Source organism: Flavobacterium channae (genome assembly GCF_021172165.1).
Taxonomy (GTDB): domain Bacteria; phylum Bacteroidota; class Bacteroidia; order Flavobacteriales; family Flavobacteriaceae; genus Flavobacterium; species Flavobacterium channae.
The window spans coordinates 781,777-800,410 of the sequence record NZ_CP089096.1; the positions used below are offsets into that span (position 1 = coordinate 781,777).

Annotated in this window: 18 protein-coding genes; 8 read left to right on the plus strand and 10 right to left on the minus strand. The window is 30.0% G+C overall.

Features of this window, described 5'->3' with window-relative positions; genetic code table 11:
- Positions 1-49 precede the first annotated feature (49 nt).
- From LOS89_RS03410 to LOS89_RS03430, 5 genes are read right to left on the minus strand one after another with little or no spacing between them, the layout of a single operon-like run.
- Positions 50-1,465, minus strand: coding sequence for a CCA tRNA nucleotidyltransferase (locus LOS89_RS03410; protein WP_231836402.1), 1,416 nt, complete (start codon positions 1,463-1,465; stop codon positions 50-52).
- A gap of 25 nt (positions 1,466-1,490) precedes the next feature.
- A complete protein-coding gene (locus LOS89_RS03415; protein WP_231836404.1) occupies positions 1,491-1,874 on the minus strand; it encodes a GxxExxY protein in 384 nt (127 codons plus the stop codon).
- Positions 1,875-1,909: 35 nt separating this feature from the next.
- Positions 1,910-2,476: an L-threonylcarbamoyladenylate synthase gene (locus LOS89_RS03420; protein WP_231836406.1), complete on the minus strand. Its 567-nt coding sequence runs from the start codon at positions 2,474-2,476 to the stop codon at positions 1,910-1,912.
- On the minus strand, positions 2,466-3,578 hold the full coding sequence (locus LOS89_RS03425; protein ID WP_231836407.1) for a glycosyltransferase family 4 protein: 1,113 nt from the start codon (positions 3,576-3,578) through the stop codon (positions 2,466-2,468). The genes LOS89_RS03420 and LOS89_RS03425 overlap by 11 nt, the downstream gene beginning before the upstream one ends.
- A 2-nt stretch (positions 3,579-3,580) precedes the next feature.
- On the minus strand, positions 3,581-4,501 hold the full coding sequence (locus tag LOS89_RS03430) for a glycosyltransferase family 2 protein (protein ID WP_231836409.1): 921 nt from the start codon (positions 4,499-4,501) through the stop codon (positions 3,581-3,583).
- Positions 4,502-4,718: 217 nt separating this feature from the next.
- Here LOS89_RS03430 and LOS89_RS03435 point away from each other — a divergent pair, with 217 nt between their 5' ends.
- The 3 genes from LOS89_RS03435 to LOS89_RS03445 are packed head-to-tail and all read left to right on the plus strand — an operon-like array spanning position 4,719 to position 6,995.
- Positions 4,719-5,360 (plus strand): class I SAM-dependent methyltransferase, encoded by a 642-nt coding sequence (locus LOS89_RS03435; RefSeq protein ID WP_231836411.1) that lies wholly within the window; start codon positions 4,719-4,721, stop codon positions 5,358-5,360.
- A gap of 18 nt (positions 5,361-5,378) precedes the next feature.
- Positions 5,379-6,140, plus strand: a complete 762-nt coding sequence (locus tag LOS89_RS03440; RefSeq protein WP_231836413.1) for a lipopolysaccharide kinase InaA family protein — start codon at positions 5,379-5,381, stop codon at positions 6,138-6,140.
- Between the two features lie 24 nt (positions 6,141-6,164).
- Positions 6,165-6,995 carry a glycosyltransferase family 2 protein gene (locus LOS89_RS03445; protein WP_231836415.1) on the plus strand — a complete coding sequence of 277 codons (831 nt, stop codon included), beginning with the start codon at positions 6,165-6,167 and terminating at the stop codon, positions 6,993-6,995.
- Here the strand turns inward: LOS89_RS03445 and LOS89_RS03450 are convergent.
- The 3 genes from LOS89_RS03450 to LOS89_RS03460 all read right to left on the minus strand — a co-directional run bounded on the left by LOS89_RS03450 (position 6,964) and on the right by LOS89_RS03460 (position 10,878).
- The gene (locus LOS89_RS03450; protein WP_231836417.1) at positions 6,964-8,031 is read right to left on the minus strand and encodes a glycosyltransferase family 9 protein; all 1,068 of its coding nucleotides are present in this window, start codon (positions 8,029-8,031) and stop codon (positions 6,964-6,966) included. The two genes, LOS89_RS03445 and LOS89_RS03450, sit on opposite strands and share 32 nt — an antisense overlap.
- An 11-nt stretch (positions 8,032-8,042) precedes the next feature.
- The gene (locus LOS89_RS03455; protein WP_231836418.1) at positions 8,043-9,914 is read right to left on the minus strand and encodes an LTA synthase family protein; all 1,872 of its coding nucleotides are present in this window, start codon (positions 9,912-9,914) and stop codon (positions 8,043-8,045) included.
- Positions 9,915-10,062: 148 nt separating this feature from the next.
- Positions 10,063-10,878, minus strand: coding sequence for a 2,3,4,5-tetrahydropyridine-2,6-dicarboxylate N-succinyltransferase (locus LOS89_RS03460; RefSeq protein ID WP_231836419.1), 816 nt, complete (start codon positions 10,876-10,878; stop codon positions 10,063-10,065).
- Positions 10,879-11,065: 187 nt separating this feature from the next.
- Here LOS89_RS03460 and LOS89_RS03465 point away from each other — a divergent pair, with 187 nt between their 5' ends.
- The 5 genes from LOS89_RS03465 to mazG all read left to right on the plus strand — a co-directional run bounded on the left by LOS89_RS03465 (position 11,066) and on the right by mazG (position 15,134).
- Positions 11,066-12,580 (plus strand): malate:quinone oxidoreductase, encoded by a 1,515-nt coding sequence (locus LOS89_RS03465; protein WP_374107728.1) that lies wholly within the window; start codon positions 11,066-11,068, stop codon positions 12,578-12,580.
- A 44-nt stretch (positions 12,581-12,624) separates the two neighbouring features.
- The gene (ruvX, locus tag LOS89_RS03470) at positions 12,625-13,035 is read left to right on the plus strand and encodes a Holliday junction resolvase RuvX (protein ID WP_231836421.1); all 411 of its coding nucleotides are present in this window, start codon (positions 12,625-12,627) and stop codon (positions 13,033-13,035) included.
- Between the two features lie 55 nt (positions 13,036-13,090).
- Complete coding sequence (gene def, locus LOS89_RS03475) at positions 13,091-13,678, plus strand: peptide deformylase (protein ID WP_231836422.1); 588 nt, start codon at positions 13,091-13,093, stop codon at positions 13,676-13,678.
- A 114-nt stretch (positions 13,679-13,792) separates the two neighbouring features.
- Positions 13,793-14,227: a DUF5606 family protein gene (locus tag LOS89_RS03480; protein ID WP_231836423.1), complete on the plus strand. Its 435-nt coding sequence runs from the start codon at positions 13,793-13,795 to the stop codon at positions 14,225-14,227.
- 133 nt (positions 14,228-14,360) lie between these two features.
- Positions 14,361-15,134 (plus strand): nucleoside triphosphate pyrophosphohydrolase, encoded by a 774-nt coding sequence (gene mazG, locus LOS89_RS03485; RefSeq protein WP_231836424.1) that lies wholly within the window; start codon positions 14,361-14,363, stop codon positions 15,132-15,134.
- A 427-nt stretch (positions 15,135-15,561) separates the two neighbouring features.
- Here the strand turns inward: mazG and LOS89_RS03490 are convergent, their stop codons facing one another.
- Together LOS89_RS03490 and LOS89_RS03495 are read right to left on the minus strand one after the other, a co-directional pair.
- On the minus strand, positions 15,562-16,386 hold the full coding sequence (locus LOS89_RS03490; protein ID WP_231836425.1) for a PDDEXK family nuclease: 825 nt from the start codon (positions 16,384-16,386) through the stop codon (positions 15,562-15,564).
- A 149-nt stretch (positions 16,387-16,535) separates the two neighbouring features.
- Positions 16,536-18,422, minus strand: coding sequence for a DUF349 domain-containing protein (locus tag LOS89_RS03495; protein ID WP_231836426.1), 1,887 nt, complete (start codon positions 18,420-18,422; stop codon positions 16,536-16,538).
- Positions 18,423-18,634: the final 212 nt, after the last annotated feature.

Below are 18,634 nucleotides of genomic sequence, written 5' to 3' on the forward strand. Positions count from 1 at the left end.
CAAATTTACATAATACAAATTTGAAAAGCACTTTAACATATTATAATTTTTATACTTTTTTCAATCCCATTTTTGAAGCTTTGTTTAGGACAAAATCTTTTGCTGCTTCATACTCATTCGGAATTTCACCTTCTAAAATGGCTTCTTTAACGGCTTCTTTCAAAACTCCAATTTCTCTACAAGGTTTTAAACCAAATAATTCCATAATTTCTTCACCTGAAATAGGTGGTTGAAAAACGCGAACTCTATCTTTTTCTTCCACTTCTACAATTTTCTCTTTTACAATGTCGAAGTTTTTGTGGTATTTCTGAAATTTCTTTGGGTTTTTTGTAGTGATGTCGGCTTTACATAAGGTCATCAAACTATCAATATCTTCGCCTGCATCAAAAACCAAACGACGAACGGCGCTATCGGTCACAATGTCTTCTGCAATTACAATTGGTCGCGAACTCATCGTAACCATTTTTTGCACGAATTTCATCTTGTGATTCAAAGGCATGTGCAAGCGTTCAAATATTTTTTTGACCATTTTTCCACCCAAAAATTCATGACCGTGAAACGTCCAACCTTGTTTTTTGTTGAATCTTTTGGTTGGCGCTTTGCCAATATCGTGTAATAATGCTGCCCAACGCAACCAAACATCATCGGTATTTGGACAAATGTTATCTACTACTTCTAAAGTATGATAAAAATTGTTTTTATGAGTATGACCTTCCACTTCTTCGACATTATTTAAAGCGGTTAATTCCGGTAAAATAATATCTAATAAACCTGTTTGATACAAGTGTAAAAATCCAATCGAAGGTTTTTCAGAAGCTAAAATTTTATGCAATTCATCAACAATTCGTTCTCCTGAAATGATGTTGATTCTATCTTTATTTTTTGAAATCGCCTCTAAAGATTCCGATTCGATTTCGAAATTCAATTGCGTTGCAAAACGTATGGCACGCATCATACGCAACGGATCATCAGAATACGTGATATCCGGATTTAAAGGTGTTTTGATGATTTTGTTTTTCAAATCTTCCACACCATTAAATGGGTCAACTAAATCACCAAAGTTTTCAGAATTCAATGAAAAAGCCAATGCATTTATCGTAAAATCTCTTCGTTCTTGATCGTCTTTTAAGGTTCCGTTTTCAACAAGAGGATTTCTGCTGTCGTGTGTATAAGATTCTTTTCTAGCTCCTACAAATTCCACATCAATGTCGTCATAGCGTAACATCGCAGTTCCATAGTTTTTAAAAACTTGCACTTTTGGATGAAATGGAATTAATTCGGAAACTTTCAAAGCCAATTCGATTCCGCTACCAACGGCAACAATGTCGATGTCTTTTTTGTGGTCTCGTTCAAGTAAAATATCGCGAACAAAACCACCAATAACATAACATTCAAGATTTAGTTCTTGAGCTGCTTGCGATATGATTTTGAATATGGTATGTTCTAAATGTTGTTTGTAATTCATGTTATTACCGCAGATTCGCAGATTTTTATTTTTTTGAAAGTGCAACTCTTTTGTGTTCAAGTGATACAGAATTAAAATTAACTAAAAGTGCTAATTCATTTCCTGAAACTTTCAAATAATTTAAACATTGATTGTAATGAGCATTATTAAAACAATCGACTGTTTTTATTTCTAATATTATTTCGTTAAAAACTACAAAATCAGCATAAAATTTATGTTTCAATACAGTATTTTTATAGTTTACTACGTATTCTTTTTCTCTTTCGTATGGAATGTTTGCTTGTTGAAACTCAAATTCAACGGCGTCTTTATATACAATTTCAGAAAATCCTTTTCCTAAATTTTTATGAACTTCAAATAGAACTCCAATAATTTGGTAAGTTTTGTCTTTATATAAAAAATCATCCATAATATTGTTTTAATCTGCGAATCAGCGGTGCTTTTTTATTTGCGAATCACTTTTACTTGGCTATCTAAACCTAATTTAATAATCGTAGAAGGATTTTTGCAAATTTTATCGTGGTGCAAATTTACTACATAGTCGACACCTTTTATAATTTCGGGACTAATTTCTTTGAAAGTTTTTGGTGTAGGTTCGCCCGAAATATTTGCTGAGGTTGAAACCAAAGGTTTTTTCATGCGTTCCATCAACTTAAAACAGAAAGGTTCGGTAACGATTCTAACCCCTAAGGTATTGTCTTCAGCTACAATATTTTTAGCAACATTACGAGGATTGTCTAAGATTAAAGTTGTTGGTTTTTCTGATAAATCTAGAATTTGCCAAGCTACTTCTGGAATTTCTTTGAAAACATTGTACATCATGCGTTCGCCATTCATTAAAACAATCATGCTTTTGGTTTCTTCGCGTTGTTTTAAAGCATAGATTTTTTTCACGGCTTCTTCATTTGTAGCATCGCAACCAATTCCCCAAACGGTGTCGGTTGGATATAAAATGATGCCTCCGTTTTTGATGACTTCGTATGCGTTGTGAACTTCGGTGTTAATGTCCATTTGATAAAATTGATTGATATGCTTTTACTGTATTTGCAGTCATTTTTGATGTTGTGTAGTTATTTATTAATTTGTTATATGATATTTGAGTAAAACTTTCAATTAGTTCAGGGTTTTCAAATAAAAAAATTATTTTTTCAGCCAACGTCAAATAATCGTGTTTTGGTGCAAGAAGACCGTTTATGTTATCTTCTATAATTTCCGAAATTCCACCTACATTTGTACTTATTACAGGTGTTTTATGATAAAAACTTTCGTAAATCACTAAAGGTAATCCTTCACTCTGGGAAGTAATTAGTAGAGCATCAAATTGAGGGATAAAGTTTGATGCTTCTGATAAAAAACCTGTTAATTTAATATGATTATTCAATTTCAATTCTTCAATTGATTTGACTAAGTTTTCAGTTCTGTCAGTAAAGTTCCCAATTTGAATAAAAAAGAAATCTTTTCTGTTTTTTTTATTTATAATGGTATCAACTACTTGAATTAATGTCTCATAGTGTTTAGCTCTAATATGATTTCCAATTACACCAATAACTTTAGTATAACTATCAAGCTTGTATTTTTTTCGAATTAAAAAAGGTGTTTTTGAACTTTTATTTTCTAAACTGGTCCCGTCATAAATTGTCATTAATTTTTCTTTATTAATAATTGATTCAGCTGCTATTCTTTTTGTTTCATTTGAGACACAGATGATTTTTTTTATTTTAGGATAATTGTATTTATATAAGGTTAGCTTTTTTTTCTTAATGGGAAAGGAAGTTTTTTTACTAAAAATAAAAGGAGGTAAATTATATAGTTTATCTGCTATAATTGTTAGAGCTATGGCAGAAGGATCGTGAATGTGAATAATATCAATTTTGTATCTTTTGCAAAGTTGACCAATTTTTATTGCAAATCTTATGTCTAAATTTATTTTGAGTGAAGCTGTGTGGAATTTTAACTCTGAATTTTCGAGCTTTTTATGAAATAATCCATTTTTCACACAAAGAATTATGGAGTTAATTTCGGGGTAAGATTTGTTTAACTCTAAGCATAAACTTTCGATGTGTCCTTCGCCACCTCCCCAATTTTTTACCGCGGAAACATGTAATATGTTCATTTTTAAATTATTTTTTGTGAATGTTTAAGAGAATTTGCCACTGAAGGTCCGTGTAATAAAAGACTTAAATAAGCTCTATTTTTTTTATTAAAAGGAGATTTTATTAGAAAAATTAAAAGTTGAGATAAAAAGAAAAAAAAATATTGAAATGTTCCTAAGTTCTTTTTGATTGTATAAAATTGAGATATTTTTAATTCATTTTTGATTTTTTGAGATGGAGTTGTGCTTTTTCCACATAAGTGGATATAATTAACATTTGGTAGGAAATAAATATCCTTTTTAATATATTTATGTATTCTGTAAGCCAAATCTTTTTCCTCGTAATAAAGAAAGATATTTGTGTCAAATCCTCCTACATGATTAAAATCACTAGCATTTACACAAAATAGAGAACCTGAAACTGCTCCTACTTTTATGGGAGTTTTACTGTTTGAAATTCTTCTAGGATATTTTTTTGAGTTTATGAAATGTAAAAATTTATCGCTAAATATTTCTGTAAAAAAACTTAGATTGTAATCGAAACCTTTAAATTTTTTATAATTTTCATCTAAAGCTTGACATCCTACCATTGAAGCATTTGGGTTTTTTTCTAAGAATTTTATTAAAAACTCAATTGCATTTTCTTCAAGAATTACATCACTATTTATAAAAACATAATATTTTCCAATAGCTTGTTGAATTCCAAGCATGTTGCCTGCTCCAAAACCAACATTTATTCTACTTCTAATTAATTTAATAGAAATCTTATTTAGTTTAGACAAAACTTCTTGTAAATTATGAAAGTCATTAATGTTGCTTGCATTATCTACTAGAATTATTTCAAATGAATCAGGATTCGTTATTAGTTTTTCTATAGATTTTAAGGCCTGTATGGTGAGTTCTGAAGTGTTAAAGTTAATTATAATTATTGAAGCAACTTTCATAATACATTTTTTTACAAAAATAGAAAATTAATTATCTGATTTTTTGATTTTAAAATAAAATTATTAATTGAGGGTGATTTAATGATTTGAAATACAAAGATAAATTAGGTATAAAAAATAATTATGATCGTTTGTTGTGAAAAGTTTAAATAGCTTTTTATTGTTAGAAGAAGTTTAATTCACACATTATTTATATATTTGAACAAAATATATTAAAATGGATTATACAAATAAACCAAAAGGTTACTACGATAATATAAGATTTGAAATGCTTAAGTATTTGCCCAGAGATTCTAAAAAAGTCTTAGATATTGGCTGTGGTAATGGTTGTTTTGCAGAAGTTGTTAAGACGCAAAATAAGGCTGAAGTTTGGGGTATTGAATTAATGAAAGAGGAGGCAGACAAAGCAAGACTGGTATTAGATAAAGTTTTTGACGGACCTGTTGAGGAGCATATTGATAATTTACCAGACAATTATTTTGAAGTTATTTATTTTAATGATGTTCTTGAACATTTGATAGATCCATATACTGTTTTAAAAAAAATCAAGCAAAAGTTATCATTAAATGGGGTTATAATTAGCTCTATACCTAATGTTAGATATCACAATACATTTATGAATGTTTTGATTAAGAAAGATTGGAAATATGAAGATTATGGAGTGATGGATTTTACGCATTTGCGTTTTTTTACTGAAAAAAGTATTATTAGAATGTATGAAGAAGCAGGTTATAAAATAAAATTAAGTGAAGGAATTAATAAAAGTCGTTCTATAAAGCCACTTTTGTATAATATTCCTTTTTTATTTACACAATTAGATATTAGATATCCTCAGTTTGCAACAGTTGTAACAAAATGAATTTAATTAATTAGTTTAATGAATTTCAAAATAAATTCAAATAAAAATATTTCAAATGATATTTTACATGATCATATAATTAATTTTGAAGAATCTGGTAAAATTTTATCTGATGGAGATAGAAATTGCATTAAGATATTTGATTGCAATAGTTTTCAAGTTGCAATTAAATCTTTCAAAAAGCCTAACTTTATTAACAAAATAATCTATCGTTTTTTTAGAAAGTCTAAAGCTAAAAGATCATTTGAATATGCAAATGTTTTAATGAATAAAGGAATTGGAACACCAATGCCAATAGCCTATTATGAATGTTTCGATATTATTGGTTTAAAAGAAAGTTATTATGTAAGTGAACATTTAAAAGTAGATTTGACATACAGAGACTTAGTTCAAACGGATTATCCCGATGGAGAGAATATATTAAGACAGTTTACGTGTTTTTCATTTGAAATGCATCAAAAAGGAATCGAATTTTTAGATCATTCTCCAGGAAATACATTGATTAAAAATCAAGGTAATGGGAACTATTCATTTTATTTAGTAGATTTAAATCGAATGAAATTTCATGATAAGATTGATTTTCAAACAAGAATGAAAAATTTATCTCGATTAACACCTAAGAAAGAAATGGTTAAGATAATGAGTAATGAATACGCTAAACTTTTAGGTGAAGATGAAAAAACTGTATTTGAAACCATGTGGAAATTTACTGAAGATTTTCAATATCGATTCCACCGAAAAAAAAGAATCAAAAAGAAATTGAAGTTCTGGAAAAAGTAGTATTTTCACTTTTTAATTCCTTGAATGAAATTATCTGTAATCATCACTACTTACAATTCTGAAGAATGGCTTCAAAAAGTGCTTACTGGATACAGTGTCCAAACCGAGCAAGATTTTGAAGTTGTTATTGCTGATGATGGTTCTACCGAAAAAACAAAAGCAGTAATCGAATCTTTTCAAAGTCAATTTAAGTTTCCAATTGTTCATGTTTGGCAAGAAGATAATGGTTTTCAGAAATGTAAAATCCTAAATAAAGCCATTTTAAAAGCAAATTCAGATTACTTACTTTTTACTGATGGCGATTGTATTCCACGAAAAGATTTTGTTGTCCAACATTTAAAACACCAAGAAGAAGGTTATTTTCTGTCTGGAGGTTATTTTAAATTACCAATGGAAACGTCTCGAAAAATTTCATTAGAAAATATCCAAAAGCAAGACTGTTTTTCAGTTTCGTGGTTGATAAAAAATGGTGTTTCTAAAACGTTTAAATTATCAAAACTTACCAAAATCTCGATTTTTGCTAGTTTCATGAATTGGTTAACCCCAACAAAGCGAACTTTCAATGGTCACAATACTTCTTGCTTTAAAAGAGATTTGTTGGCCGTGAATGGTTTTAATGAAATCATGCAATACGGTGGTTTAGACCGAGAATTAGGAGAACGTTTATTTAATTATGGTATTCTTTCAAAGCAAATTAGATACAGTGCCGTTTGTTTGCATTTAGATCATGCACGTGCTTATTTCAATCAAGAAGAGTGGAATAAGAATTTAGCATTAAGAGCGTATAACATTAAAAATAATATTACTTGGATTTCAACAGGTATTATAAAAGATGCGAATCTAAAAAAGGAGTAATTTTTTCAATTACAAATCTTGGTTCTAATTTTTCGTAAAGCTGTATAGCGTTTTCTTTTAATTCTTTTTCAGTTTTACTATTAATTAAATTCGGGGTAATATCATTCAAATGAATTGATAAATGTTTTTTTCCATCTTCAAAAGTAGCCCATATTTTTTTCTCTATCCAAGGCGAAAATATAATAAAAGAAGGTTTGTTAAGTGCTTTTGCTAAATTTATAGCACCTCCATCATTACCAATAATTAGATCACAATTATTCATAATAGCAATATATTCTCTTAAATTTGAACCTAATAAGTCAAAGTAAATTTTTTGTTGAGTACTTTTTTTACAAGTATTAAAAACAATTTTAGCTTCTTCAAGTTGTTTCGGAAAATAATTAAATAGAATGTTAACGTTATACGTATCAGAAATAAAATCTATAATTTCTGTCATATATTGTAGTGGATAAGTTTTGAGTTTTTCGCTTCCTAATAAACTTATCATTACTGTTTTTTTGGATTTATTTACTTTGTGATTTTCAAATATTTTATCGGCAAAATCTTTTTCAGACTTATCCAGAAATAATTTGGGTTGACCATCAAGTTCAAAATTCAAATTCAAAGGAGTTAACAAAGAAAGTCTTCTTTCAATTGCTAAACCTAAATTAGTTGAAGGATTTTCGGCATATGGAATGTTGTCATCGTATAAAAATGTGCGGCCAATTTTTTTATATGAAATTTTTCTCTTACCTCCACAAAGCAATACAATTATCCAACTTTGTAATTTAGAATAAGCATCAATAACTAAATCGTATTTGTTTTTTCTTAGTCCTAAAGCAAATTTTATAAGTTCGTAAGTGCTATTTTGATGTTTTTTTTCAAAGATGATTAATGAATCAATATTAGGATTTCCTTTTAAAACATCAACTGTGTTATCATTAACTAAATAATCAATTTGTGCATTTGGATATGCTTTTTTTAAATTGTTGCAAATGATGCTACTAATCAAAACATCGCCAATCATTTTATGTTGAATAACCAAAATCCTATTCATTACAAATTGTTTTATTTTGTCAAAGTTAATTTATTTCCAATCATTCGCTCGTTAAACGATTGAATATACGCTTTTATAAACGTTTCCATTTCGGTTGCTTTTGCTTTTTCGGTTTTGATTAAATTGGTTTTTAACAATTCATCTTTCTTGAAATTATACAATCCTAACGATTTTTTTCCGTCAAAAGCAAGATAATAATCGCCCGAAACATAATGATAAATGTTATCTAAATAATACACCACAAAATCTTTTTCAGATTGATACGATTTTCCGTAGGTAATCATTTTGCTATCGATATTCAAATAATCAATTATCGAAGGCATAATATCTATTTGTTGTAAATTCTTTTGATTTTTTCCAACCATTGAAGGATTTGAAGGGTCGAAGAATAATATTGGTACTCTAAATTTCCCAACATTAGTTTTAAATTTTTTCTCTGTTGGTTCAGAAGAAGTATGATCTGCAGTTATAACAAATAATGTGTTTTTGTACCAATCTTCTTTTGATGCTGTTTCAAAAAAACGTTTTAATGCAAAATCTGAATATGCTATACTTTCCTGAATTTTAGTAGTTCCTTTTGGAAATTTTCCTTTGTATTTTTCTGGAATTATATAAGGATTGTGTGATGATATTGTGAAAATTGAAGTAAAAAAAGGTTGTTTAAATTCACTCATTTTTTCTGAAAAATATTGCATAAATTCTTCATCAAATATTCCCCATCTACCATCAAAAGCTTCTGGGCCAACATATTCGTTTTTACCAAAATAATTATCAAAACCAGCTACTTTACAATATTGATCAAAATTCTGGCTTCCGTTAAAAGCGCCATGAAAAAAAGCGGTTTGATATCCATTATCTTTTAAAATTTTTGGTAAACCGTAAACTTCATTTATAGAATAACTAGAAGTAATCAAAGAATTATTCATTAGACTTGGAATGCTTGAAAGAGTAGAAGGAACAGCGTCAATAGATAGTTTTCCATTGGCAAATCCGTTTTCAAAGAACAATGATTTCTCAATTAATTCATCTAAGAATGGAGTTTGTCCTCGTTGAATATTTTCTCTTCCAAAACTTTCTAAAATAATGATTACTACATTTTTTTTGTTTGCATTTTCTGAAGTTTTAAATTCAGTTATAGGATTAAAAATAGCGTTCAGTTCACTTTCAGAATAATATTTTGGAGATTCTAAAGTTTCTTTTTTACCTAATGTTTTTAAGATACAAAATGGTGTGTTTAAAACAATTGCTGATTGATTGATTGAGCCATAATTTACAGCACTAACAATGCTAATGGGTTTTTTTTGAAATCCGCCACGACCTAATAATAAGACGAATCCCATTAAAATTAAGAAAGCTACAGATTGTTTTGCAATTAATGTCCAATTAGAACTTTGTTCTGTTTTTATTTTAAAACTTGGAATTAATTTCCAAAAGGAAAAACCAAAAACAACTGCCAAAAGTGGTAGGTACCAAAATTCAATTAAAAACGAAAAAATCAAACCACCAATTTCATTTTCCATTCCGCTTGCAGTAATCATTCCAAAAGTACTTCTTCTACCTGTAAATTTGTAGTATTCAAAATCGACAAAATTGGTTAAAATGAATACGAAGTTAATAATGAAAAAAGATATTTTTAGTACTTTTTGATAGCCTGATTTGTATTTAAAATTACCTGGAATAAAGTGAAATAGTGCAAAAATTAAATTGATAAATGCTATTGCTGATAAATCAAAAAGAATTCCTCCAAAGAAACTTTTAGTGGCTACATTTTCAAATGCATTTTTATTAAAAAAATAGAATAATAAACGACAAATTTGATAGAAAAAAAGAACTACTAGAAAACGTTTAAAGAATAATTTTACGCTACTTAAATAATTTGTCATAAATGCTAATTTTTAGCAAATTTAACTATTCATGTAAAATTGACAATTTATTTGCCTTTATTTTACTTTTGATTAAAATAAAAATTCCAATTCATAACAAACTTTGTTCTGAATTGGAATTAAGTAATAGTTATTTTTAAGTTCTTTATTATACAGCTACGTTGTATTCTCTTAAAGCGTCATTTAAAGAAGTTTTTAAATCTGTTGAAGCTTTTCTTTGTCCAATTATGATTGCACAAGGAACTTGATATTCTCCAGCTGGGAATTTCTTAGTGTAACTTCCAGGAATTACTACTGAACGAGCAGGAACAACACCTTTATATTCTACAGGTTCATCTCCTGTTACATCAATAATTTTAGTAGATCCAGTTAAACATACATTTGCACCTAAAACCGCTTCTTTTCCTACATGAACTCCTTCAACTACAATACATCTTGAACCGATGAATGCGCCATCTTCAATAATAACAGGAGCAGCTTGTAATGGTTCTAAAACACCACCAATTCCAACACCACCACTTAAATGAACATGTTTTCCAATTTGTGCACAACTTCCTACTGTAGCCCATGTATCAACCATTGTTCCTTCATCAACATAAGCACCAATGTTAACATAACTAGGCATCATGATTACTCCAGATGAAATATAAGCACCATATCTTGCAACTGCATTTGGAACTACACGGATTCCTTTTTCAGCATAATTGCGTTTTAATAACATTTTGTCGTGATATTCAAAAATACCAGATTCCCAAGTTTCCATTTTTTGAATAGGGAAATACATTACAACAGCTTTCTTAACCCATTCATTTACTTGCCATCCATTTTCAACTGGTTCAGCAACTCTAAGTTTTCCGTTATCTAATAATTCTATTACTTCTCTAATGGCATTTTGTGTCGCATCTTCCTGTAATAAAGCTCTATTTTCCCAAGCTTGTTCAATAATATTTTTTAAATTCTCCATTGTGTAATTTTTTACAAATATAAAACCTAAATCTGCTTTAAATGCAGAAAATCATATTTTTAAGCTAAAAAAATAATTCTTTATTGAATATTATTTATTAACTACATCGTTTTCATCTGTTTTGATTGATAAATTTTCAGCAAAAACTTGAAACTAAAAAATAATTTTTATTAAAATAGCAATATCTTTGCATTTTCAAATTTTAAAAATACAATTTAAAATGAACGTTAATCCAGACGTTGTTTTGGTAGGCTCAGGTATAATGAGCGCCACACTTGGAACATTACTTAAACAGTTACAACCTGATATAACAATTGAAATTTTTGAAAAACAAGACACAGCTTCTACGGAAAGTTCTGATGCTTGGAATAATGCTGGAACAGGACACTCTTCGTTTTGTGAGCTAAATTATACACCTCAAAAACCAGATGGTTCAGTAGATGTCTCTAAAGCAATTCATATTGCAGAACAATTTGAAGTTTCAAGACAATTTTGGGCTTACTTAGTTCAACAAAATTTAATTACTTCACCAGAAAATTTTATTAAAACAATACCGCATTCAAGCTTTGTTTGGGGTGAAGATAATGTGAAGTTTTTAAAGAAACGCTACGAAGGTTTAACTAAAAATATACTTTTCAAAGAAATGAAGTTTTCAACTTCAGCTGATGAAATTACATCTTGGATGCCACTTGTAATGAAGGGCAGAGACGAAAATGAAAAGGTAGCGGCAACTTTAATGCATAGAGGTACCGATGTTAATTTTGGTAATTTAACAAGAAGTATGTTTCAATATCTTCAAGTACAAGATGGAGTAGAAATGTATTTTAATCACGAAGTTAAAAAACTTAAAAAGGAAGAAGACGGTAGATGGTTACTAAAAGTAAAAGATTTAGTAACAGGTGAAAAAAGAAAATTAAGAACCAAATTCGTTTTTATTGGAGCAGGTGGAGGTTCATTACCATTATTAGAAAAATCAAAAATTTTAGAAGGAAAAGGTTTTGGTGGTTTCCCCGTTTCAGGACAATGGTTACGTTGTGTAAATGAAGATGTAATAAAACAACATCATGCAAAAGTTTACGGAAAAGCAGCTGTTGGTGCTCCGCCAATGTCGGTTCCGCATTTAGATACTCGTAAAATCAATAGCAAAGAAGAATTGTTATTTGGACCTTATGCCGGATTTACAACTAAATTCTTAAAGAAAGGTTCTTATTTTGATTTATTAAAATCAATTAAAACAAGTAATCTTTGGCCTATGTTGTATGCAGGAGCTCATAATATTCCGCTTACAAAATATTTAATTGAGCAAGTAATGCATTCTCATGAAGAAAGAATGGCCGATTTAAAACTGTATTATCCTGATGCAAAATCGGAAGATTGGGTTTTAGAACAAGCAGGGAAACGTGTTCAAATTATAAAGAAAGACAAAGATGGAAAAGGAGTATTACAATTTGGAACTGAAATTGTAAGCGCTTCTGATTGTTCAATAGCCGCTTTATTAGGAGCTTCTCCTGGCGCATCAACTGCAGTTTCTATTATGATTGAATTGTTAGAAAGATGTTTTTGTGAGAAAATGAAGTCGGCTGAATGGCAAGAAAAAATGAAAGTGATAATTCCTTCATACGGAATAAAATTAAATGAAAACGAAGCAGTTTTTGAGTCGGTAAAAAAGATGACAACGGAAGTTTTACATTTAGAAGAATAGTTTTATTATTTAGAAGACCTTATATTTGCTTAAAATAGTATTAAATGCGAATTTTAGCAATAGATTACGGTATTAAAAGAACAGGAATTGCGGTTTCAGATGAAATGCAGATGATAGCTTTTGGCTTAACTACTGTTGCATCTGAAACGGCAATTTCTTTTTTAAAAGATTATTTTAGTAAAGAAAAAGTAGAGAAAGTAATTTTGGGTGAACCTAAGCAAATGGATGGAACACCATCACAAAGTGCAGAAATCATTAATAAATTTCTTGAAAAATTTAAAAGTAATTTTCCTAATATGCCTGTTGAACGAATTGATGAACGTTTTACCTCAAAAATGGCTTTTCAAACCATGATTGATAGCGGTTTAAAAAAGAAACAACGTCAAAATAAAGCTTTGGTAGACGAAATTGCCGCAACAATTATGCTTCAAGATTATTTACATTATAAAAAATAGTACTTTTGCACTCGGAATTTAGAATTCAGAAGTTAGAAAATAGAAATTACAGATTATGATTTTACCAATATACGGATACGGAGAACCAGTTTTACGTAAAGTAGGAGAGGACATTACACCAGAATATCCGAATCTTAAAGAAACAATTGCTAATATGTACGATACTATGTATCATGCACACGGTGTTGGTTTGGCAGCACCTCAAGTAGGAATGCCTATTCGTTTGTTTGTTATCGATACAGAACCATTTGCTGACAGCGATGAGGTTTCTAAAGAAGAAGCGGTTTTATTAAAAGACTTTAAAAAAACGTTCATTAATGCAAAAATCACGAAAGAAGAAGGTGATCTTTGGGGATTTAATGAAGGTTGTTTGAGTATTCCAGATGTTCGTGAAGATGTATTTCGTCATGAAACCATTACAATTGAGTACATGGACGAAGACTTCAATAAAAAGACGGAAGTTTACGACGGTTTAATTGCTCGCGTTATCCAACACGAATACGATCATATTGAAGGAATCTTATTTACAGACCATCTTTCTATGTTGAAAAAGAAGTTAATCGGGAAAAAATTGCAAAACATTATGGATGGAAAAGCAAGACCTGATTACAAAATGAAATATGTAAACAAAAAAGGACGTTAATTACAGTATTCAGTGTTCAGTTTTTAGTATTCAGTTTTTTTTAAACTTTTTACTTTTTACGTTTCACTTTTTACTTTAAAATAATATATTTGCCAACCTTAATAAGTAAGAAACATGAGCATTCAAAAAATATTAGCTATTTCTGGGAAACCAGGTTTATACGAATTAAAAATTCAAACGCGTACAGGATTTGTTGCTGAATCTTTATTAGACGGAAAAAAAATAACGGTAGGATTAAGAGCAAACGTAAGTTTGTTGTCTGAAATTGCGGTTTACACGTATTCTGAAGAAGTACGTTTAGCAGAAGTTTTCAAATCTATTGCTACAAAAGAAAACGATGGTTTAGCAATGTCTCACAAAGAAGATGATGCTAAATTAAAAGCTTACTTTAGAGAAATTTTACCAGAATTTGACGAAGACAGAGTATATACTTCTGACATCAAAAAAATATTAAACTGGTACAATTTATTACAACCTAAAGGTTTTGTTTCTGTAGAAGCATTATCTAAAGAAATCAAACAAGAAGAGGAAACTCCAGCTGCTGAATAAGTAGTTGAAAATTATACTTTAAAATCCTGCGTTTTCCACGTGGGATTTTTTATTTTTACAACTACTTTGTCATGCTGAATTCATTTCAGCATCTCAGTTAAGCAATTCAACATTTAAACAATTCAACTTCAACATGAACACACGCCAACAACAACTAGAAGCTTTTAATCGTTTACTGGATATTATGGACGATTTGCGCGAAAAATGTCCGTGGGATAAAAAGCAAACGCTCGAAAGTCTACGTCATTTGACGATTGAAGAAACCTATGAATTAGGCGACGCCATTTTAGATAACGATTTGCAGGAAATCAAAAAAGAGTTGGGCGATTTGTTATTACACATTGTTTTTTATGCCAAAATTGGTAGCGAAACCAATGATTTTGATATTGCCGATGTTGCCAATTCGATTTGTGATAAATTAATTGATCGTCATCCGCATATTTATGGCGATGTGGTAGTGGCAAACGAAGAGGAAGTAAAGCAAAACTGGGAAAAACTAAAACTGAAAGAAGGCAAAAAATCGGTGTTAGAAGGTGTGCCAAAAAGTTTACCGGCGTTAGTAAAAGCAAGTCGCATTCAAGATAAGGTAAAAGGTGTTGGATTTGATTGGGAAGAACCGCATCAAGTGTGGGACAAAGTACAAGAAGAGCTAAACGAACTTCAAGTTGAGGTTAAAGCCGGCAACCAAGATAAAATAGAAGCCGAATTTGGCGACGTTTTATTCTCCATGATAAATTACGCAAGATTCTTAAAAGTAAACCCAGAAGACGCTTTAGAACGCACTAATAAAAAATTCATCAAACGTTTCCAATATTTAGAAAGCAAAGCCACCGAATTAGGCAAACCTTTAATGGATATGACTTTGGCGGAAATGGATGTTTTTTGGGAAGAAGCGAAGAAGTTGTAGTATTCAGTGGTCAGTTGAAGTATTCAGTTTTAACGTTTAGTTTGTCATGCTGAACTTGTTTCAGTATCTCTTTTTTTAAACGCAAAGGCGCTAAGTTTTTTCGCAAAGCACGCAAAGTTTTACCACCAGTTTGTCATGCTGAGGTAACGAAGCATCACATAACGCATATCACACTCAGTTTGTCATGCTGTTAAGCATCTCTTTTATGTCATCCCTACGGGATTTTTACCAGCTATATTACTTTAAGTTACTCATATTTCATGCCTAACGGCATTTTACAAAAGTTTTATTTATTTTTTCTAGCTCCGTAGGAACGTAATATGGGTAAAAAATAAACGCAACGATTAGGAAGTCTTGTAGGGACGATATTTTTATTAATGCTTTTTTGTGTTCACGAGTTAGACGCTCGCATTAGTTAGGTGTATTTTTATAGTTTGATTAGTATTGCACTCGTATTAAAACTTTTAAAACGCATAGCATTTCGTTCTTCAATATAGAATTCTGATTCTCGTATTAGTTTCATAAATTTAGTCCGAGGTAAATGTATTAAGTCGAATTTTGAAGAAATTTGTTTGAAAGAATTATATAAAATTGTTGGATTTATAACTAAAACATTAGTATCAATAAGATAATATGATTCATCAAGATTTTTAATTGATTCTTTAATTATTAAATTAACATTTGATGAATCGATATTTTCAAATTTATGTTCTTCCGATTTATAAAAGACTATTTTATTATTGTCATTTTTATTGCAAATTGTCTCAAAGTAAAGTAAATTATTTTCAAACGCTTTATATTCTATTAGCCTTATTTTATTTTCAACATTTTCTATTCTTCTAATTGTTGGATGGCTGAAATTTTTAGCTATTAGAATGATTTCTGGCTTTAATTTAGATTTAAGAAGCTTATCTTTTTCTTCAATTGATAAATTAACAGAACTTAAAATTATTAGATTATAGTTTTCGGAAATAAAGTCTGTGTAATCAATAGCTTGAAAAAGGACATTCTTATTGTTGTCTTTTTTTAATTCAAAAACAGCTAATCTATAATCAGATAAATTTAAAGCAAAGATGTCTATTCTTCCACTAATTCCAAACTTTCTTACGTCTCCTTGTAATTTATATTCAGTGTTTAATATTCTATATTCAGGAAATAGTATGTTGAAGTTTTTTACAATGTTTTTTTGAAGAAAATTTTCAGTAATTGAAATTTCTGAATGTTTTGAATTGTTGTTTATATTTAAAATCATGATTTTTTATTTCTACTTTTATAAAAATTGATATAATTTCTAAAAATAATTAACTTTTTAAATAAATACAACGAAAATCTTACAAACTTAAATGATGTATTTCTAAGGTTATTAAAAAATAATCCCGAGCCTAAACTCGGGATTTCATCTTACATATTCTTAATTTGTTGTAGTTTTTCTTTCCACAAATTCAAATCTTCTTTGTGGCGTTCGATACTTTTTTGTACTTCTTTTATAAAAGGATTTTCGCCTTTAGAACTACTGCTAATAAACTGAATGTTGTTTTCTAATTGGAAAATTTCGCTTTGAACTTCGTCAATTTTTTTTCTAATAAAGAATTGTTCTTGTTCTAAAGCTCTGCGGTCGTCACCTTCAGATAATTGCTCTAAACGGTTGTTAAAACGCATCATTTCGGTATCTTTTTTAGACATACTTAGTTTTTCAAATAAGGCATCTAAAATTTTATTGAATTTTCCTTCGATGTGTCTTCTGTTAAAAGGCACTTTTCCAAAGGTTTTCCAAGTTGCAATGTGTGCTTTTATTGCATCTAAATCGGCTTTGTGCTCACCCGTTAAAGTGAATGATTTCAACTCTTCTAAGAATACTTTTTTCTTTTCGAATGCCTCAACTTCTTCGCTAGTTTCAGCGTTTTTAGCTTCGTGCATTCTGTCGAAATATTCGTTACAAGCATCTTTGAATTCTTTCCAAATGCTGTCGGAATATTTACGAGGTACATGTCCAATTTTTTTCCAATCGTCTTGGATTTTTTTCATAATTGGAGTAGTGGCAGCAAAATCGGTACTTTCTTTTAACGATTTTGCTTTGTCTACTAAAGCTTGTTTTTTAGTTAAATTTTCGTGTTGCTCGTGCTTAATGTCTTTGTAGAAAACATTTTTGTTAGCATTAAAAGCGCGCACCACATTTTTGAATCGAGCCCAAGTGTCTTCTGTAACTTCAGCCGGAACTTTACCAGCATGAAAGAAAGCCTCGCGCAACGCTTCCATTTTTTTAATTTGTGCTTGCCATCCACTGTGCGAATCGATGTTCTCGTTTCCAAGTGCTTCAATTTGTGCAATGATTTCGTTTTTAATCGCTAAGTTGTCGCCTTCTTTCGCTCTAGCTTCTGCATATAAACCTTCTCGTTTATCGTGCATTTGCTTTGTAATTTCGCTAAACTCGTTCCAAATAGCTTCTCTATGTTCACGATCAACCGGACCAATTTCTTCTTTCCAAACGCGGTGTAACAATTGCAATTCGCGGAATGCTTTCATTACATCTTGTTCTTCTAACAATTCTTTTGCTTTAGCAATAATCGCTTGCTTTTGCTCTAAATTGTGTTTTAAATCTAAATCGCGCGCTTCTTTGTCTAAATGCATAATGTCGTAGAAACGCTCAATATGAAAGTGGTAGTTATTCCACAAGATGTTGTATTTATCTCTTGGAATAGCACCAGCATTTTTCCAACGCTCACGAATATCGTTTACTTTTTTGAACATGTCACTAATGCTAGAAGCGTCTTCCGAATCGATTAAGTTTTTCAGCTCTTCGATTAGGTTTTCGCGAATAGCAAAGTTTTGTTCTAAATTGTTTTGTAACTGTTTAAAATGTTTGGCTTTACTTGCTTTGTAAGCGTTGTAAATGCCATCGAATTTATTTTTTAAAGGGAAATGATATTCAAAGTCCAAACCTTCTTCGTTGTTTTGAGCTAAGAATTCCTCTTTTTTCTCGTCTATAAAATGGTGGTATTTGTCCGAAAAAGCTTTTTTAATGCCTTCTACATGGTCTTTAATGGCCATTACTTTTTCGTTTTCTACTAATTTTTGTAATTCATCGGTTAAGGCTTCCATCGACATAGCATCGTAATCCAAAACAGGAATTTCGTGCTTTTCTCTTATCGAATCATCTTCGCTTTCTTCTGCATTAGAATTGTCTATTTCCTCTAATACCGATTGACTAATAATGGTAACACCATCTAATTGTTCCATTTGGTCTTGTCCATCTGCGTTATGCAGGTTATCGTGTGTTGCTTCTGACATTGTGTAAATGCTTAAGGTTACTAATATTGTGTGAAGATACTAAAGCACTGCGAAAATTCAAAAAAAATCGATTAATTATGCTTTATTTTCTTTGAAACGAATGTTTTCGGCTTTTTTGTTATCCATTTTCCCGCTATCCGCTTTACAAGGTGTCGCTTCTATCGGGGTTAGATTGTTGTTAAAGGTTTTCTTGGAATTGGGTTTGTATAAGT

Excerpts from the sequence above, each read along its gene's own strand:
- LOS89_RS03410 (WP_231836402.1), bottom strand. The coding sequence starts at position 1,465 with ATGAATTACAAACAACATTTAGAACATACCATATTCAAAATCATATCG.
- LOS89_RS03415 (WP_231836404.1), bottom strand. The coding sequence starts at position 1,874 with ATGGATGATTTTTTATATAAAGACAAAACTTACCAAATTATTGGAGTT.
- LOS89_RS03420 (WP_231836406.1), bottom strand. The coding sequence starts at position 2,476 with ATGGACATTAACACCGAAGTTCACAACGCATACGAAGTCATCAAAAAC.
- LOS89_RS03425 (WP_231836407.1), bottom strand. The coding sequence starts at position 3,578 with ATGAACATATTACATGTTTCCGCGGTAAAAAATTGGGGAGGTGGCGAA.
- LOS89_RS03430 (WP_231836409.1), bottom strand. The coding sequence starts at position 4,501 with ATGAAAGTTGCTTCAATAATTATAATTAACTTTAACACTTCAGAACTC.
- LOS89_RS03435 (WP_231836411.1), top strand. The coding sequence starts at position 4,719 with ATGGATTATACAAATAAACCAAAAGGTTACTACGATAATATAAGATTT.
- LOS89_RS03440 (WP_231836413.1), top strand. The coding sequence starts at position 5,379 with ATGAATTTCAAAATAAATTCAAATAAAAATATTTCAAATGATATTTTA.
- LOS89_RS03445 (WP_231836415.1), top strand. The coding sequence starts at position 6,165 with ATGAAATTATCTGTAATCATCACTACTTACAATTCTGAAGAATGGCTT.
- LOS89_RS03450 (WP_231836417.1), bottom strand. The coding sequence starts at position 8,031 with ATGAATAGGATTTTGGTTATTCAACATAAAATGATTGGCGATGTTTTG.
- LOS89_RS03455 (WP_231836418.1), bottom strand. The coding sequence starts at position 9,914 with ATGACAAATTATTTAAGTAGCGTAAAATTATTCTTTAAACGTTTTCTA.
- LOS89_RS03460 (WP_231836419.1), bottom strand. The coding sequence starts at position 10,878 with ATGGAGAATTTAAAAAATATTATTGAACAAGCTTGGGAAAATAGAGCT.
- ruvX (WP_231836421.1), top strand. The coding sequence starts at position 12,625 with ATGCGAATTTTAGCAATAGATTACGGTATTAAAAGAACAGGAATTGCG.
- def (WP_231836422.1), top strand. The coding sequence starts at position 13,091 with ATGATTTTACCAATATACGGATACGGAGAACCAGTTTTACGTAAAGTA.
- LOS89_RS03480 (WP_231836423.1), top strand. The coding sequence starts at position 13,793 with ATGAGCATTCAAAAAATATTAGCTATTTCTGGGAAACCAGGTTTATAC.
- mazG (WP_231836424.1), top strand. The coding sequence starts at position 14,361 with ATGAACACACGCCAACAACAACTAGAAGCTTTTAATCGTTTACTGGAT.
- LOS89_RS03490 (WP_231836425.1), bottom strand. The coding sequence starts at position 16,386 with ATGATTTTAAATATAAACAACAATTCAAAACATTCAGAAATTTCAATT.
- LOS89_RS03495 (WP_231836426.1), bottom strand. The coding sequence starts at position 18,422 with ATGTCAGAAGCAACACACGATAACCTGCATAACGCAGATGGACAAGAC.